At 72.1% G+C, this 15501-nt stretch carries 13 protein-coding genes; 2 read left to right on the plus strand and 11 right to left on the minus strand.

The window, feature by feature from the left end; all coding sequences use genetic code 11:
• Positions 1-60 precede the first annotated feature (60 nt).
• From ACIPV1_RS04095 to dxr, 4 genes are all read right to left on the minus strand, one after another.
• Positions 61-633 (minus strand): cysteine hydrolase family protein, encoded by a 573-nt coding sequence (locus ACIPV1_RS04095; RefSeq protein WP_402725790.1) that lies wholly within the window; start codon positions 631-633, stop codon positions 61-63.
• 20 nt (positions 634-653) lie between these two features.
• Positions 654-2126, minus strand: a complete 1473-nt coding sequence (locus ACIPV1_RS04100; protein WP_402725791.1) for a purine-cytosine permease family protein — start codon at positions 2124-2126, stop codon at positions 654-656.
• Between the two features lie 24 nt (positions 2127-2150).
• On the minus strand, positions 2151-3485 hold the full coding sequence (locus tag ACIPV1_RS04105; RefSeq protein ID WP_185021068.1) for an RIP metalloprotease: 1335 nt from the start codon (positions 3483-3485) through the stop codon (positions 2151-2153).
• Between the two features lie 174 nt (positions 3486-3659).
• Positions 3660-4751: a 1-deoxy-D-xylulose-5-phosphate reductoisomerase gene (gene dxr, locus ACIPV1_RS04110; RefSeq protein WP_402725792.1), complete on the minus strand. Its 1092-nt coding sequence runs from the start codon at positions 4749-4751 to the stop codon at positions 3660-3662.
• Between the two features lie 98 nt (positions 4752-4849).
• Here dxr and ACIPV1_RS04115 point away from each other — a divergent pair, with 98 nt between their 5' ends.
• Positions 4850-5329, plus strand: a complete 480-nt coding sequence (locus ACIPV1_RS04115; protein ID WP_402725793.1) for a hypothetical protein — start codon at positions 4850-4852, stop codon at positions 5327-5329.
• A gap of 75 nt (positions 5330-5404) precedes the next feature.
• Here the strand turns inward: ACIPV1_RS04115 and ACIPV1_RS04120 are convergent, their stop codons facing one another.
• Positions 5405-6376: an FKBP-type peptidyl-prolyl cis-trans isomerase gene (locus ACIPV1_RS04120; RefSeq protein ID WP_402725794.1), complete on the minus strand. Its 972-nt coding sequence runs from the start codon at positions 6374-6376 to the stop codon at positions 5405-5407.
• A 6-nt stretch (positions 6377-6382) separates the two neighbouring features.
• Positions 6383-6892, minus strand: coding sequence for an OsmC family protein (locus ACIPV1_RS04125; protein WP_123294293.1), 510 nt, complete (start codon positions 6890-6892; stop codon positions 6383-6385).
• A 58-nt stretch (positions 6893-6950) separates the two neighbouring features.
• Between ACIPV1_RS04125 and ACIPV1_RS04130 the strand changes: the two genes are divergently transcribed.
• Positions 6951-7943 (plus strand): asparaginase, encoded by a 993-nt coding sequence (locus tag ACIPV1_RS04130; protein WP_123294292.1) that lies wholly within the window; start codon positions 6951-6953, stop codon positions 7941-7943.
• A 5-nt stretch (positions 7944-7948) separates the two neighbouring features.
• Here the strand turns inward: ACIPV1_RS04130 and ACIPV1_RS04135 are convergent, their stop codons facing one another.
• From ACIPV1_RS04135 to ACIPV1_RS04155, 5 genes are all read right to left on the minus strand, one after another.
• Positions 7949-8644, minus strand: coding sequence for a hypothetical protein (locus tag ACIPV1_RS04135; protein WP_402725795.1), 696 nt, complete (start codon positions 8642-8644; stop codon positions 7949-7951).
• Positions 8645-8714: 70 nt separating this feature from the next.
• Positions 8715-10601, minus strand: coding sequence for an FHA domain-containing protein (locus tag ACIPV1_RS04140; protein ID WP_123937777.1), 1887 nt, complete (start codon positions 10599-10601; stop codon positions 8715-8717).
• Between the two features lie 23 nt (positions 10602-10624).
• Positions 10625-13084, minus strand: coding sequence for a DUF3488 domain-containing protein (locus tag ACIPV1_RS04145; protein WP_123937776.1), 2460 nt, complete (start codon positions 13082-13084; stop codon positions 10625-10627).
• Positions 13081-14493 carry a DUF58 domain-containing protein gene (locus tag ACIPV1_RS04150; protein ID WP_123339739.1) on the minus strand — a complete coding sequence of 471 codons (1413 nt, stop codon included), beginning with the start codon at positions 14491-14493 and terminating at the stop codon, positions 13081-13083. The genes ACIPV1_RS04145 and ACIPV1_RS04150 overlap by 4 nt, the downstream gene beginning before the upstream one ends.
• Entirely contained in the window at positions 14490-15461 is a 972-nt protein-coding gene (locus tag ACIPV1_RS04155; RefSeq protein ID WP_123294288.1) for a MoxR family ATPase, read from the minus strand. Before ACIPV1_RS04155 ends, ACIPV1_RS04150 begins: the two co-directional genes overlap by 4 nt.
• Between the last annotated feature and the right edge of the window lie 40 nt (positions 15462-15501).

Raw genomic sequence — 15501 nt, forward strand, 5'->3', positions numbered from 1 at the left:
CGGGCACGGGAGCACTCTACGCGCTCGCTCCGAGCGTCCCGGCCCGGTCACACCGGACGCTCAGAGCCGGGCGGCGCTGACCACCACGGTGATGAGCGGCGCGTACAGCCGCATCGCGTCGAGCGCCCGCTCGTGGTCCGCGTCGCTCGCCCCGGCGCAGGCGTCCGCGACGACCGTCACGGTCGCTCCGGCGTCCGCCGCCGCCAGGGCGGTCGACAGCACGCAGCAGTCGGTCGACACGCCCGTGAGCACCAGGTGCGGGTGGTCGCCGACGACGGCCTGGAGGCCCGTCCCCCACTTGCCGAACGTCGGCTCGGTCACGACGGGGTCGTTCCGGTCCCCTGCCGCACTCGCGAAGGGCTCGGTCAGCGCGTACAGCGGGTCGGCGTCCGGCACGAGGGCGAAGGGCCACTCGCGGTAGTACGGCACCCAGGCGCCCTGCGGGCGCTGGGGCGCGACGAACCGGGTGAACACCGTGCGTCCGGTGAACCGGGGCAGCAGACGCTCGATGCCCACTCCGGCGTGGTCGTACCGCGGCGCGGCCCACGGTGACTCCCCCGTGAAGACCTGCTGCATGTCGATGACGACGAGCCAGGCGTCGTCGGGGACGCCCGTGGTCCCTGACGTGCTCACTGCTTCGCTCCCCGTTGCGCTCACCGCTGTGCTTCCTGGCGCCGGACGGAGCCCCGGGCGAACAGCAGGGTGCCGAGGAACCCGACGACGAGGGCGACCAGCACACCGAGGTTCGCGTAGGCCCAGGCGCCGTCGCGTCCGCCGAGGCCGAACGGCCCGAGCAGGTAGCCCTGCCACGACAGCCACGCCGGTGACGCCAGCGTGACGAGGCCCCATCCGAGCGCCGTGCCGACCGCCACCAGGGCGATCGCGCCCCACCGGACGTCGCCGTAGCGGCCGCGACGGTCGTCGAGCTCGCCTTCGGCGTAGGCCGTGCGCCGCAGCAGGACGTCGGCGACGAAGATGCCGGCCCAGGCGGCGATCGGGACGCCGAGGGTGATGAGGAACGCCTGGAACGGGCCGACGAAGTCCGTCGCGAAGAAGGCGATGTAGATCGCACCCGCCACCATGAACACACCGTCGACCCCGGCGGCGACCGGCCGCGGGATCTTCACGCCGACGCTCAGCAGCGCGAGGCCCGACGAGTAGATGTCGAGGACAGCACCGCCCACCAGGCCGAGGATCGCCACGAGGGCGAACGGGATCAGGAACCACACCGGCAGGATCGTGGTGAGCGCGCCGATCGGGTCGGCACCGATCGCCGCGCTCAGGTCCGGCGAGGAGCCGGCGAGCAGGACACCGAAGACCACGAGGATCGCCGGTGCGAGCGCCCCGCCGAAGGTCGTCCACCCGACGACTCCCCCGGTCGACGCCGAGCGCGGCAGGTACCGCGAGTAGTCGGCAGCGGCGTTCACCCAGCCCAGCCCGAAGCCGGTCATCACGAGCACGAGCGCACCGATGAACTGCTGGGCACTGCCCGTCGGCATCGCGGCGATCGCGGCGAAGTCGATGGACGGCACCGCGAGCACGACGTAGACGACCGTGAGCACCCCCGTGATGACCGTGATCCAGGTCTGCAGGCGCATGATCACGTCGAAGCCCGCGACGCCGGCCCCGACCACGAGCGCGGCGACCACGACGAGGGCGACGACCTTCGTCAGCACCCCGCCGTCCCAGCCGAGCTCGGTGAACACCGTCGAGGTCGCGAGGACCGCCAGTGCGGCGAGGGCGGTCTCCCACCCGACGGTGAGGATCCAGCTGAGGAACGAGGGCACCCGGTTCCCGCGGACCCCGAAGGCCGCGCGGCTCAGCACCATCGTCGGCGCCGACCCGCGCTTGCCGGCGATCGCGACGACGCCGCACAGCAGGAACGAGAACACCACCCCGATGATCGAGACGACGGTGGCCTGCCAGAACGAGATGCCGAAGCCGACCACGAAGGACCCGTAGGCGATGCCGAGGACGGAGATGTTCGCCGCGAACCACGGCCAGAACAGTCCCCGCGGGGTGCCCTTGCGGTCGGACTCGGCGATGACGTCGAGGCCCTGCCGTTCGACGGTGCGGACCTCGGGCGCGGCGGTGGTGGGCCCGGAGTTCGTGGGCGCTGTGCTCATCCGCTGAGCGTAGCGCCGCAGCGACTACCCGAACAGGTTCACGGGCCGCACGATGTCGGCGTAGATCAGCAGCGCGCTCATCCCCGCCAGCAGCACCACGACGACCATCGTGAGCGGCATCGTCTTCGCCAGGTCGATGGGGCCCGGGTCCGCCTTGCCGACGAGCTTGAAGGACCGTCGCTTGATCGCCTCCCACAGGGCGCCGGCGATGTGCCCGCCGTCGAGCGGCAGCAGCGGCACCATGTTCAGCACGAACAGGCCGATGTTCAGCGAGGCCAGCAGCCCGAGGATCGTGTACGCCTTGTCGACCACCGGCACGCCGCTCATCGACGAGACCTCGCCGATCGCGCGGCCGACGCCGACGACCGACACGGGGCTGTCCTGCGACCGCTCCTGTGCGCCGAACGCCGCGTTCCAGACGGCGACCAGGCGCTGCGGCAGGTCGATGATGAGGTGCGCCGACGCGGCGATCTGCGCACCCGTCGCGGGCAGGACCTCGGCCGGCGACTGCCGCACGAGCGACTGCCCGATGCTGACGCCGACGACACCGACCCGCTGGGTCTTCGTCGTGCCGTCGTCGTTCGTGACGACCTTGCCCTCGGCGTCGTAGACGTCGCGGGTGGCGGTCGTCGGGGTGATCTCGAGCGTCTTCCGGGCACCGTCACGCTCGACGACGACCGTCACCTGCTCGCCGGCCGACTTCTGGAAGACCTCGGAGACGCGCGCGATGGTCGGGTCCTGCTCACCGTTCACCGACAGCACGACGTCGCCCGACGCGATACCGGCCTGCTTCGCCGGCGACTCCGCATCGCCCGAGGTGCACTCGGTCGTCTGGCTGGTCGGCAGGACACAGTCGACGCTCGACGTGAACGTCGTGGTCGGCGACCCGAAGCCGCACAGCAGCACGCCGAACAGCACGATCCCGATCACCAGGTTCATCGCGGGGCCAGCGACCATCACGATGATGCGCTTCCACGGGGTGAGCCGGTAGAAGGCGCGGGAGTCGTCACCGCCGGAGTCCGCGATCTGCTCCGCGCTGGCCTGGCGGGCGTCCTGCACGAACGCGCCGTACATGCCGGTGTTCGTGATCGCGCTCGGGCGGCCGGAGGCACGCGGCTTGAGCATGCCGACCATCGAGATGTAGCCGCCGAGCAGGATCGGGCGGATGCCGTACTCGGTCTCACCCCGCTTGAACGACCACATGGCCTTGCCGAACCCCAGCGAGTACTGCGTCACCTTGACGTTGAACAGCTTCGCGAAGGACAGGTGCCCCAGCTCGTGGAGTCCGATCGAGACCAGCAGGCCGATGATGAAGACGACCACGCCGAGGACGAAGAGCAGGACGGATTCGACGGTCACCGGGAAAGGGTACGGGACGCTTGCCATGACGGAGCCGAGCGCCGTCTGAGAGGTGATCTGAGCCTCTCCCCACCGGCACGGCCGTCCCGCCGCTGGCGCGTCGCGCCGGAACCGGCGGTGTGGGCCCAGTCCGTCACGTGGTGACCAGGCGACGGACGGGAGGCGCGGATCGCGTCAGCGGGTCAGCGCGCGGTCCGCCGCGGCGCGGGCCCAGAGCTCCGCAGCGAGCACGCCGTCGAGTGACGGCTCACCCGCGGTGTGCTCCTCGACGACGCGCTCGACCGTGTCGACGATGTCGAGGAAACCGATGGCGCCCGCGTGGAACGCGGCCACGGCCTGCTCGTTCGCCGCGTTGAAGACGGCCGGGAAGGTCCCGCCGAGTTCACCGACACGCTTCGCGAGGGCGACGGCGCCGAACGCGTCGGCGTCGAGCGGCTCGAAGGTCCAGGTGCTCGCCGTGGTCCAGTCGAGCGGCACGCCGACCCCGGGCACGCGGTCCGGCCATGCCAGGCCGAGCGCGATCGGCAGACGCATGTCCGGCGGCGAGGCCTGCGCGATGGTGGAGCCGTCGACGAACTCGACCATCGAGTGCACGATCGACTGCGCGTGCACCGTGACCTCGATGCGGTCGTACGGCACGCCGAAGAGCAGGTGGGCCTCGATGACCTCGAGTCCCTTGTTGACGAGCGTGGCGGAGTTCGTCGTGACGACGAGTCCCATGTCCCACGTGGGGTGCGCCAGCGCCTGCGCCGGGGTGACGTCGCGGAGCTGCTCGCGGGTGCGGCCGCGGAACGGACCGCCGCTCGCCGTGAGGACGAGCCGCTGCACCTCGGTGTCGGCACCGGAGCGGAGCGCCTGCGCGATCGCCGAGTGCTCACTGTCCACGGGGACGATCTGGCCCGGCGCTGCAGCCTGCTGCACCAGGGAACCGCCCACGATGAGGCTCTCCTTGTTGGCGAGCGCCAGGGTCGAACCGGTCTCGAGCACCGCGAGCGTCGGCCCGAGGCCGACCGACCCCGTGATGCCGTTCAGGACGACGTCGGCCTCGACGCCGCGGACGAGCCGTTCGGAGTCCTGCGCCCCGAACGCCGTGTCGCGCACGCCGAACCGTGCGGCCTGCTCGGCGACCAAGGTGCGGTTGCTACCGGCGGTCAGACCGACGACCTCGAACCGGTCGGGGTTGCGGGCGACGACGTCGAGCGCCTGCGTGCCGATCGAGCCGGTGCTGCCGAGGACGACGATGCGTCGTCTTTCAAGGGTGTCCACGGCGCCAACCCTATCTGCGGGCTCGACGCGTGCAGTATGTTGCACACCGCACTTCACGGCCACTATGGTGACGACGCAACCTCAGGAGGGGATGAACGATGTCGATGAAGAACACAGTTGCCGCTGCCGTGATCGTGGTGTTGGGGATCGGAGCGCTGCCGACGGCAGCGAACGCAACAACTCCCGCGCCGACCACACTCGCGGTACTGACCGATCTGCGGGGGACCCAGTCGCATGCGGAGATCGATGCCGTGATGCAGGGCGCAGCTCCCGTCGAGGCCCTGGCCGATCCAGACACCGGAGACATCCTCGCGGCAATGAGCGTTCGATCACGTGCGCTCACGCCGGTGGGACCCGGATGCACCAGCACCAGCGCATGCATGCTCCGTTCGTCGGGCGGGCCGTACGGCTTGACCGGTACCGGAACGAAGACCGGCACGTGGAGAGGGGTCACCGGCGTGAAGTCCGGAAGTCGACGGACGAGTTTCTGGGCATCGAACGGGATGGCCTACGAGTATCGAGCAGGTGCCTCGGTGACGTGGACGAAAGCTGTCACGGTCACCAAGGTGAGCCGCTGACTGCTGTCGTAGGACGGAAGAGGCCGACCACTGTTGTCAGTGGTCGGCCTCTTCACGTCGTGTCGACTTCGGCGCTCAGCCCTTCGCGAGGATGTCGACGACGAAGACGAGCGTGGCGTTCTTCGGGATGCCCGAGCCTTCGCGAGGAGTCGCGCCGTAGGCGTCCTCCGGCGTGGCGACGATCAGCACCTGCGAGCCGACCTTCTGGCCGACGAGCCCCGTGACGAAACCCTTGATGAGTGCGCTCTCGGAGACCGTGAAGGTCGTCGGGGCGCCCTTCGACCACGAGGAGTCGAACTCCTTGCCGGTGCTGTAGACGACGCCCTTGTACTGCACGAGGGCGGTGTCACCGTCGGCGATGGACGCGCCGTCGCCCTGCTTGAGGACCTCGACGGTCGTCTTGGTCGGGGCCTTCACGCCGTCGGGGATCGTGATCTCCGGCTCGCCGGCTGCCTTGTCCTTGACCGTCGGCAGGCCGGGGTCCTGGTCCTGCGGGGTGCCGCTCGCCTTGGTGGGGGTCTGCGCGACCACGTCCGCGACCACGACGATCTCGCCACCGGTGTTGAAGCCGAGCGCCGAGGACTGCCCCACCGCTGCCACACGGTCGCCCACCTTCGAGCAGGCGAGCAGGGCTCCGAAGCCCGATCCACCGACGGACAGGACCTGCGGGTTGCCCTCGTCGAAACCGACGGTGCCGAGCTTCTTGGCGTCCTTGGCCTCGTAGACCGTGTACGACACCTGGGCGTAGTCGCCCTCGTCCAACGACGCGCCCTTGCCCGAGATGAGCTTCGTGGCCTGCGGCGTCTTCGCCGACAGACCGGCCGCGAACTTGACCGTCGGGGCCTTCGCGCCGCCGAACGAGCCGGTCGCTCGGATCGAGTCAGAGGCCTTGCCGGGGTCCGGGCAGGACGTGATCGCCGAGGCGGTCGCACTGGCGGTCGGGGTCGGCGAGGCCGTGGACCCGTCCGAACCGGAGCCGGAGCATGCGGCGAGTCCCAGCACGACGGCGGGGACGAGGGCGATCGGGAGCAGGCGCAGACGCTTCACGGGAACCTAGTCTGCCCCACCTGCTGAAGAGTCCCCTGCCAATGTCGCAGCACGGACGACGGTCTGGGCCTCGTGGTGCACCGGGAACGACACCGACCGGGCGATGAAGCAGAGCTGGTTCGCCGTGGCGTGCGCGGCTTCGGCATCGGCCACCCGGTCTGCCTCGAGGATCGTCACGACCGGGTGCAGCGTCGCACCGGTGAGCTCGCCCGAGCCGTCGCGGTTCAGGTTCAGCGACGCAGTGGCCGTGTCGCGGTAGTCGACGACGGTGAAGCCCTGGGTCACCGCGACGTGCAGGTAGCTGAGCATGTGGCACTGGGCCAACGCGGCGACGACGAGTTCCTCCGGGTTCCAGCGGTCGCGGTCACCGCGGAACGTGGGGTCGGCCGAGCCGGCCACGTCGGGCTTGCCGACCGCCGAGACGACGTGGTCGCGCCCGTAGTCGCGGTAGCCGGACGTGCCGGTGCCGCGGTCTCCCGTCCAGCTGACGGAGACCTCGTAAGTGTGGTCCTGCACGGGTGCTGCCCCTTCGTCGGCGTCACTGGCGGTCGTCCGCCCTGGCTAGCATGGCGGCATGACGGTGAGCCACGAAGTCCGCACTGATCGCCATCCTCTCACCGCCGACGGGTCGGTCGAACTCGCGGTCCTCGACCGGTCGGGGTTCGACGAGAGCCGGCACATCGGCGCCGGGGTCGTGGTCGACTCCGCGGGTGCCGTGGTCGACTCGGTCGGCGACGTCGCAGCCAGCATCTACCCGCGCTCGACGATGAAGCCGTTCCAGGCCCTCGCCGTCCGCGGCGCCGGTGCCCGGTTCTCCGACGAGGAACTCGTCCTCACGACCGCGAGCCACGCCGGTACCGTCGCGCACCAGGCCCTCGCGCTGCACATGCTCGAGTCGTTCGACCACGTCGAGGCCGACCTCGGATGCCCGCCGGACATGCCCTTCGACCGAGCGACCGGCCGGACGATGGACGGCCCCCGGCGCCTGGCGATGAACTGCTCGGGCAAGCACGCCGGCATGCTCGCCGCCTGCCGCGTCAACGGGTGGGACGAGGCGACGTACCTGGACATCGAGCACCCGATGCAGCAGCGAGTCCGCTCGGTGGTCGAGGAGTACACGCACGAGACGGTCGACCTGGTCGGCACCGACGGCTGCGGCGCTCCCGTCTTCCCGCTCACGCTCACCGGACTGGCACGCGGGTTCGCCGGCGTCGTCGCCCGGGCCGACGACGACTCCGCGGCGCTGACCGACGCCGTCCTGGCGCACCCGTGGGCGATCGACGGGGTCGGGCGGGCCAACACCGTCACGATCGAGCGGCTGCAGGTCCTGGCGAAGCTCGGGGCCGAGGGCGTCATGGTGATGGGGCTGCCCGGTGGGGCCGCGGTCGCGGTGAAGGTGCTGGACGGGTCACAGCGCGCGGGCACCCTCGCAGCGCTCGCCCTGCTGCAGCGGAACGGGCTGGTGGGCGCCGACGGCGTGGCCGATGTCCTGGCGGCGACGGGTGAACAGGTGCTCGGCGGTGGTGTGCCGGTCGGCGCGGTCCGGGTCGGCGCCGGCCTGCGCTGAGGCCGTCATCCGACGAGCTCCGGCAGTACCGGGAGCACCGGGAGCACCGGTTTGAGCGTCACACCGCGTCGGCCGGGTGGGCGACGGACGGTGCAGCCGTAGCGGGTGACCTCGACCGCGGCGTCCCACAGCCGTGGCATCGCGCCGAGTCCCGGGACGAGCACGACCGTGCCGCTCGGACGTCCGGAGCGGTCGAGGCGAGCGAGCACCGCCGTGCCGTCGGGCAGCGTCGCGCCGTCGGGCAGTGTCGCGCCGTCGGGCAGCGCCGGACCGTCGCCAGCGGGTCTTCCGGGTCTGCCGGCTGCGCGGAGGTCGTCCCACGGATCGGCGGTGGCGCGGAGCTGTTCGGCGATCGCCCGGAACACCGCGGCGGCGAGTGCCCCGGTGCCGACGACCACGACGTGACCGGTCGTGTCGGTCTCCCACGGCACACCGTCCGAGCCGTGGCCGAGCAGGAGCCGTCCTGGTGCGCTCGGACAGTGGGACTCGAACGCCGCTGCGGAGTAGTCGCCGGACAGCGACTCCGGTTCGCGGGGCCCGCCTGCGCCGGACCGGTGCAGCAGGACGTCGAGCACCGCGCAGCACCCGGCGGCTGCGAACACCACCGCACGGGAGGCGCCATCGAGGGGCGCGAACACCCCGGCGAGGACGAGCACGACGGCGGTCCCGACCAGGACGCACCGAGCAGCGAACGGGGTCATGCCTCCATCGCAGCAGGACGGCGGCGTCTCCGGGGCGACGACGACCGATCTGTGGAGAAGTCCGGCAGCGCTACTGCACGAGGAAGAACTGCTCGCCGATGTCCACCCGAGCCCCGCGCTCCACGCGGTACCGACGGCCGGGCTCGCAGCGACGGATCGAACCGTCGATGTGGCGGACGACGGTGCCGTTGCCGGAGAACCGGTCGGACACCCACAGGTCGTCACCGTCGCGGCCGAGCTCGAGGTGGGTCTTCGACACCGACTTGCCCGGGTCGTGGACGGTCAGCAGGTCGTCGTAGCGCTCCCCCGGCTGCGGACGAGGCAGACGACCGAGCAGGCCGGTGCCGTGCACCCCGAACCGCTCGCCCGTGCTGAAGTGCAGCAGGAACGGCGCGCGCGTCGGGGTCTTCGAGACGATGCGGGTCTCGTCGACGTCCTCGTCGAGCTCGTCGGCGTCCGCACTGGCCTCGGGACGGTCCGACGGCGGGAGCGGGAGCTCGGGTGCCGTCGCCCCGGGGACCGGAGGCAGCGGCGCGGCGAGCGGGGCCTGCGCCGGCGGGGCCCAGGACCGTTCGGAGTCCTGCGGTTCTCCGTGCGGTGCCGCGTCCCCGGGCTCGGTCGGCTCGGTCACCGGCGCCGCGTGTGCGCCGCGGGGACGGCCACCCGGGCGCGAGGCTTCGCTGTCCGGCAGGGCCGACTCGTCGTCGGCGGCGGTCTCGTCGGCCACGTCCTCGACGGACCCGTCCTCGTCGGACCCGGTCTCGCCGGACCCGGTCTCGTCGCTCGAGGCTTGATCGTCCGCAGGCGCATCGACCGGGATCTCGTCGTCCGGCACGTCGGTCGACGACGACCCGCCGGCGCCGGCCGACTCCACGCCGGAGTGCTCGGTCGCCCAGTCCGGACGCGCCATCGGCAGCGGTACGACCGGTCCGGTGAACGCGGCGGTCACGGCGGGGCGGACTGCTCCGCACTCGCCGCAGAAGATGTCGTCGGGCTCGAGGCGGTTGCCGCAGACGTGGCAGATGGTCGTGGCGTGCATGCCCGGCGTCACGAGCGGCGCGGGCCGCGGCGGTCGGCGGTCGATCAGGGGCTCGACGACGGCGGTGTCCCCCGGCTGCGGCGGCGAGACGACGGGCACGGCTGCGGTCGGTTGTCCGAGCGCACCGTCCTGCACGGGCTCGCCGGAGCGGGTGGACGTCGTGTCGTCAGCACCGTCGGTGTCGGCGTGCACGGCTGCGTCGTCCGTCGCGTGCGGGGACGCCGCGGTGTCGTCTGGCGTGTCGTGGGACGTGTCACGGGGCGTGTCGTCAGCGACGGTCGGTGCACTCGGGACCGGCGGCACGACGGGAGCCGGATCAGCTCCGGCATCGGTTGTGGCGCCGCGACCGACCCACCAGGACGGGCCTGCCGGAGCCGCGGACGGGGCCGGAGCGACCGGCGGCGCCCACACGGGTGCCGGCGCCTCGTCAGCGGCCGGCGGGGTCACGGGACGGTCCTCGACGGGAGCCAACCGGGTCCGCTCGGGGTCGTCGGCGAGGGCGTCGGCGGGCTCGGAGCGGTAGGCGTCCGGGTCCAGTGGCGGTTCGTCCTGGGCGGGGACGGCGTCGGGCTGCGCGGCCGCGTTCGACCAGTCGCCGAGGCCGGAGCCCGCTCCGTGCACGTGCGACGGTGCCTCGCGCGGGGCGAGGTCGTCGGGGCGTTGCACGGGCACCGCGGTCGGGGGTTCGGTGCTGCGGCGGTCGGCACCGGTCAGCCAGGCGCGGGTGGCGGGGTCGAGGGTCGACTCGGGCAACCACGCGTCGGCCGCAGGGTCGGAGCGACGTCCGTGGGAGTCGGGCTGCTGCAGGGGCGGTGGCGGCGCCTGCTCGACGGGGGTCGGAGCGACCGGCCGGCGGCTCGCTCCGGCGGTCACCGCGCGTCCGCACTCACCGCAGAAGATCGCCCCCTCCGGGAGCATCGATCCACAGTGTTCGCATCTGATCACGGTCTGCCTCTGTCCTCACTCGGCCGTCCACGACGCTCGTCAGGCCTCCGGCCATCGTAGTCACCGCGTCTCGCCGAGCCCTGACCGGTGGTGGCGCGCGGCCGTTCGGGTCCCCGCAGGGACCGGAGCGACACGGCGGTGCGGAACCGCTCACGGCGCGTCCGACCGGCGCGCAGGGTCCCCACCGCATCGTCCGTCGCCGACCACATCCGGTCGGCGGCGGCCTGGTCGACGTCGCTCGGTCCGAACACCGCCCGGTCGGCGAGGGCGGCCAGTCCGGTCCCGCCCTCACCCGGAGCGCCGGTCACGGTCTCGCGTCGTGTGGCCGATCCGGCCACGTCGTGCCCACGGTCGAGGAGCGCATCGCGGTACTCGTCCCAGGCCCCGACGATGCGACCGCGCGGCGTCGGAGCACGACGGCGCCGTCGGCGGCGGACCCGCTTCAGCAGGACGATCACCCCGAACGGCAGGAGCACGAGGGCGATCAGCCCCAGTGCGCCGAGCACCCACGGCAGCGCTGCGAGCAGGATCTGCAACCACAGCGGCTGCACGGGCGGCGTGTTCCGATCGCTCTGCGGCGGCGCCTGCTGGTCCTGGTCCTGCTGGTCGACGGGAGGCGGCGGCACGACGGTCTCGGGACGGGTCACCGGCTGCGGCGTCTGCTGCTGCTCGTTCGGGATCTCGCGGACACTCGGGTTGGGGTTGAGCATCACCCACCCCCACTGCGCGGTGTCGACCTCGATGCGCGCGGTGACGTCCGAGCCGCGGAACGTCGTGGCGCCCCCGCTCGCCGACGCTCCGCCGGACCCCGAGTCGCCGCCTGCGGTGAAGCCCATGACCACCCGCGCCGGGAACCCGAGCTCGTCGGCCATCAGCGCTGCTGCGGCGGCGTACTGCTCCTGGTCGCCGATCATCAGCGGCGACGTCAGGAGCTCCTGGATGCGGTCGGCGCCGTGCCCCGAACGGCTCATCCGGTCGTCACCGACGCCGTGGCTGACGTACCCGTTGCGCTTGAGCGCCTGGATCACCGCGACGAGCTTCGCACCAGAAGTCGCATCGGCGTCGGTCGTCGCCTCGACCGTCTCGCGGACGGCGTCCGGCACGTCGCGCGCCGTCGGGACCGCGGCACTGCCCGGGCGGGCGGCCGCGAGTTGCTCGTCCGTCGGCTGGTCGGGGACCACGGCGGTCAGGTCGTAGGAAGTGCCTTCGCGGACACCGCCGACCACGGCGCCCGTCTGCGTCGAGCCGTTGTAGAAGAAGGAACCGCGCTCGTCGTCGGCGTCGGTCCCGGTGAAGTCGACGCGCTCCAGGTCCCCCACCGTCGGCAGCCAGACCCCGCTGTAGCCGTCGACGGTCACCCCCACGCGCACCGTGGTGCCGTCCACGCCACGGACGTCGACCGACGTCGGCACGCGCTCGAAGGTGCCCGACGACGAGGAGCCGTCCGGCCCGCCGACGCGGTAGACCACGCCGTCGTAGGTGTCGAGCGTCGCGATGCGCACGAACCCGTTCTCCGGCAGTCCGGTGACCCGGAGCTGTGCGGTGTCCGCCGCGCTCTGTTCCTCGTACGCGCGGAAGCCGCTCAGCGGGCTGACGTAGTCGCGGGGGTCGAACGGCTTCACGACGTCCGTGCGGGCGACGGTGCGCTCGTTGGCCGGTGGCGCGACCAGCCCGAGACCCGTGGCGACGACGGCCGCCGCGACGATCGTCCCCGTGCCGACGAGCGCGGGGCGCACGACGGACCGAGCGATCGGCACCGGCGACCCGATCGTGGTCGCCACGGCGACCGCGCGACGTGCGTGCCGCACCGTCAGCGCCCACACGAGCGCGACGGCGACGAGCACGACGGCCGTCACGATCGACGTGTCCAGCCGGCTCGGTCCGACGACCACCCCGATCGCGAACAGCACCAGTGCCGGGATGCTCGCGAGTTCCTGCCTGGAGGCACGGGTCGCCACGCTCACGGCCGTCACCGTGGCGACGAGGAGCGTCACGAAGTACGGCACGAGGAGCGCCTCGTACGAGCCGACCGGCAGGCTGATGGTCACCAGCTGCTTCCACCCCAGCGCGACGCCGGCGAACAGCGCGAGCAGGCCCGGGCCCGTCGGCAGGACCCCGTTGGCCTGACCGGGCACGGCGGCGGGTACACCGGCGAGCGTGAACGCCGCCACCGTCGCGATCGCCACCACGACCAGCGGCAGCCGCAGGACCGCGCCGACGAGGGCGACGAGGGTGCCGAACGCGATCGCGGTCACCGCCGCGACGATCATCGAGTCGTCGCGGTAGACCGGCCACCACGACACACTCGCGATCGCGAGCAGGAGCCACACGACGAGGGTCCCGCCGGCCAGACGGAACGGCACGAGCCGCCGGGCATCGCGTCGATCGGAACGCCGGGTCGACCGACGGGCACGCTCCGCGGGCGGCGTCGGCGTGGCCACCGGAGGGGCGCTCACGCGGCGGCCGATCGGTGCAGGGCGTGCCGGAGGTCGTCCAGGTAGCCGATGGTCATCACGGTCAGGCCCGCGACCCGCAGGAACCGTGGCTGCGCTTCGGGCTCGCAGATCACCGCGACGACCTCGACCCCGACGGGGAAGCGCGTCGCCGCGAGCCGGAGCGCCGGCAGCCCGATCGTCGAACCGACGACCAGGAACGCCACCGAGATGCCCTCGGTGTCGCTGCCGACGATCCGGGAGACCTCGGCGATGGGCAGGCAGGCATCGGCGAGTCCGACCGAGGCGAAGTCGTCGAGCAGTCGCGTCGGGGTGACCGTCGGCAGGGTCCTCACCGCGTAGACGGCACGCTTCGCGAACTCCGGGGTGCGTTCCGACACCACGACCGAGACCTCTCGGCCGTCGCGGATCGCACGGGCACCGAGCGAGGCCGCAGCGCTCACCGCGAGCTCGAACTCCTCGTCGTCCCCGAACTCCGACCGGGCGATGCCGAGCGCCACGACCAGGTGCGAGCGGCGCGTGTCCTCGAACTGGCGCACCATCAGCGCGCCCGACTTCGCCGTCGACTTCCAGTGGATGGTGCGGGGGTCGTCACCCGGCATGTACTCGCGGATGGCGTGGAACGCGATGTCGGCCGGCGACAGGTCGGTGGTCGCCTGCCCCTCGAGGTCGCGCACCAGCCCGGTGCTCGTCGACGGGATCGCGATCGTGCGCGGGTGCACGATGACCTGTTCGCGTGCGGTCCAGACGACCTCGCGGCGGACGAGACCGACAGGGTCGGCGCGGACACCGGTGACCGGACCCACGTCGAGCACGCCGCGGCGCACGGTCGGTACGGGCACCAGCTGCTCGAACGTGCCGTGCGCGCCGATCGCCGGGATCGCGACGTCGACGAGCCCCGGGCCGACCGGCACCTCGACCGTCGTCGGCACCGAGGGCAGACGCGTCGGGTTCTCCGCCGTGACCACCACGCCGGCCTCGTCGCCGACCGCCACGCGGTGCTGCGGCAGGCGCATCCGGATCACCAGCCGCGTGCGACCGATGAGCGCGATCGCGGCGACGACGACGAGTACCGCTCCCGCGAACCCGACGACGACGATCTCGCGCAGGCCGAACCGGTAGCCGGCCACGAACGCGACGAGCGTGAGGGCCGCGACCGTCCACCCGAGCCCGGTGACGACGGACGAGACCTCGCCCCAGGAACGCTTGACGAGCCTCCAGGCCGTTGCCCAGACCCGGACGATCCCGACGACCGCATCCGCGGCGACGCCTTCGCGGTCACCGACGATCCGCGAGCGGACGTTGGTCAGGCCGGCGACCGTCCCCGTGCGCTCGTACGCCGTCGACCCGCGACGCGACCGCGTCGAGGACGGACGGCGTGAGCGCGTGGAGACGGGCCGGCGGTCCGTCACGTCGTGACTCGGTCGGCCGGCGGCGGCGTCTCCACCAGCAGCTGTGCGATGACGCTCGGCGCGCTGACACCGTCGAACTCCGCCTCGGCGTCGAGCACCAGGCGGTGCGCGAGCACCGGGACGGCGAGGGCCTTGACGTCGTCCGGCGTGACGTAGTGGCGGCCGCTCAGCGCCGCGAGCACGCGTGCCGAACGGATGAGGCCCATCGCGCCGCGGACGCTGACGCCCAGGCGGACCTCGCTGGCCGAACGCGTCGCGTCGACCAACCGTGCGACGTAGTCGGCGATGACGGCGTCGACGTGCACCGTGCGGGCCAGCGCGGCCATCTCGGTGATCGTCGCCGCGGGCACGACGCTCGCGAGCGGAACCGATGCCGACGGAGCCGACGAGGTCTCGAGGATCTTCACGGTGGCGGCGTGGTCGGGGTAGCCGATCGAGGTCTTCATGAGGAACCGGTCGAGCTGCGCCTCGGGCAGACGGTACGTGCCGGCCTGCTCGATGGGGTTCTGCGTCGCGATGACCATGAACGGAGCCGCCAGACGGTGGTTCACGCCGTCGACCGTGATCGCCGACTCCTCCATCGCCTCGAGCAGGGCCGACTGCGTCTTCGGGCTCGCACGGTTGATCTCGTCGGCGAGCACGATGTTCGCGAAGACCGGGCCGCGGTGGAAGTCGAACTCCTGCGTGCGCTGGTCGTAGACACTGATGCCGGTGATGTCGCCGGGCAGCAGGTCGGGGGTGAACTGGATGCGGTTCGTCGTCCCCTGCACGCTCTGCGCCATCGCCCGCGCCAAGCTCGTCTTGCCTGTACCGGGGACGTCCTCGAGGAGCAGGTGGCCCTCGCTGAGCATCGCCGTCACCGCGAGGCGGATCACGAACGTCTTCCCGAGGAGCACCTGCTCGACGTTGGTCACGATGCGGCCTGCGACGTCGGCGAACCAGGTGGCCTGCTCCGGGGTCATGCTCATGCGGGGTCGTTCCTCGTTCTCGGGGATGGCGGTAGGTGCA

Origin of the sequence: Curtobacterium sp. NPDC089991, assembly GCF_044748425.1 — a bacterium.
In the GTDB taxonomy this organism is placed as follows: domain Bacteria; phylum Actinomycetota; class Actinomycetes; order Actinomycetales; family Microbacteriaceae; genus Curtobacterium.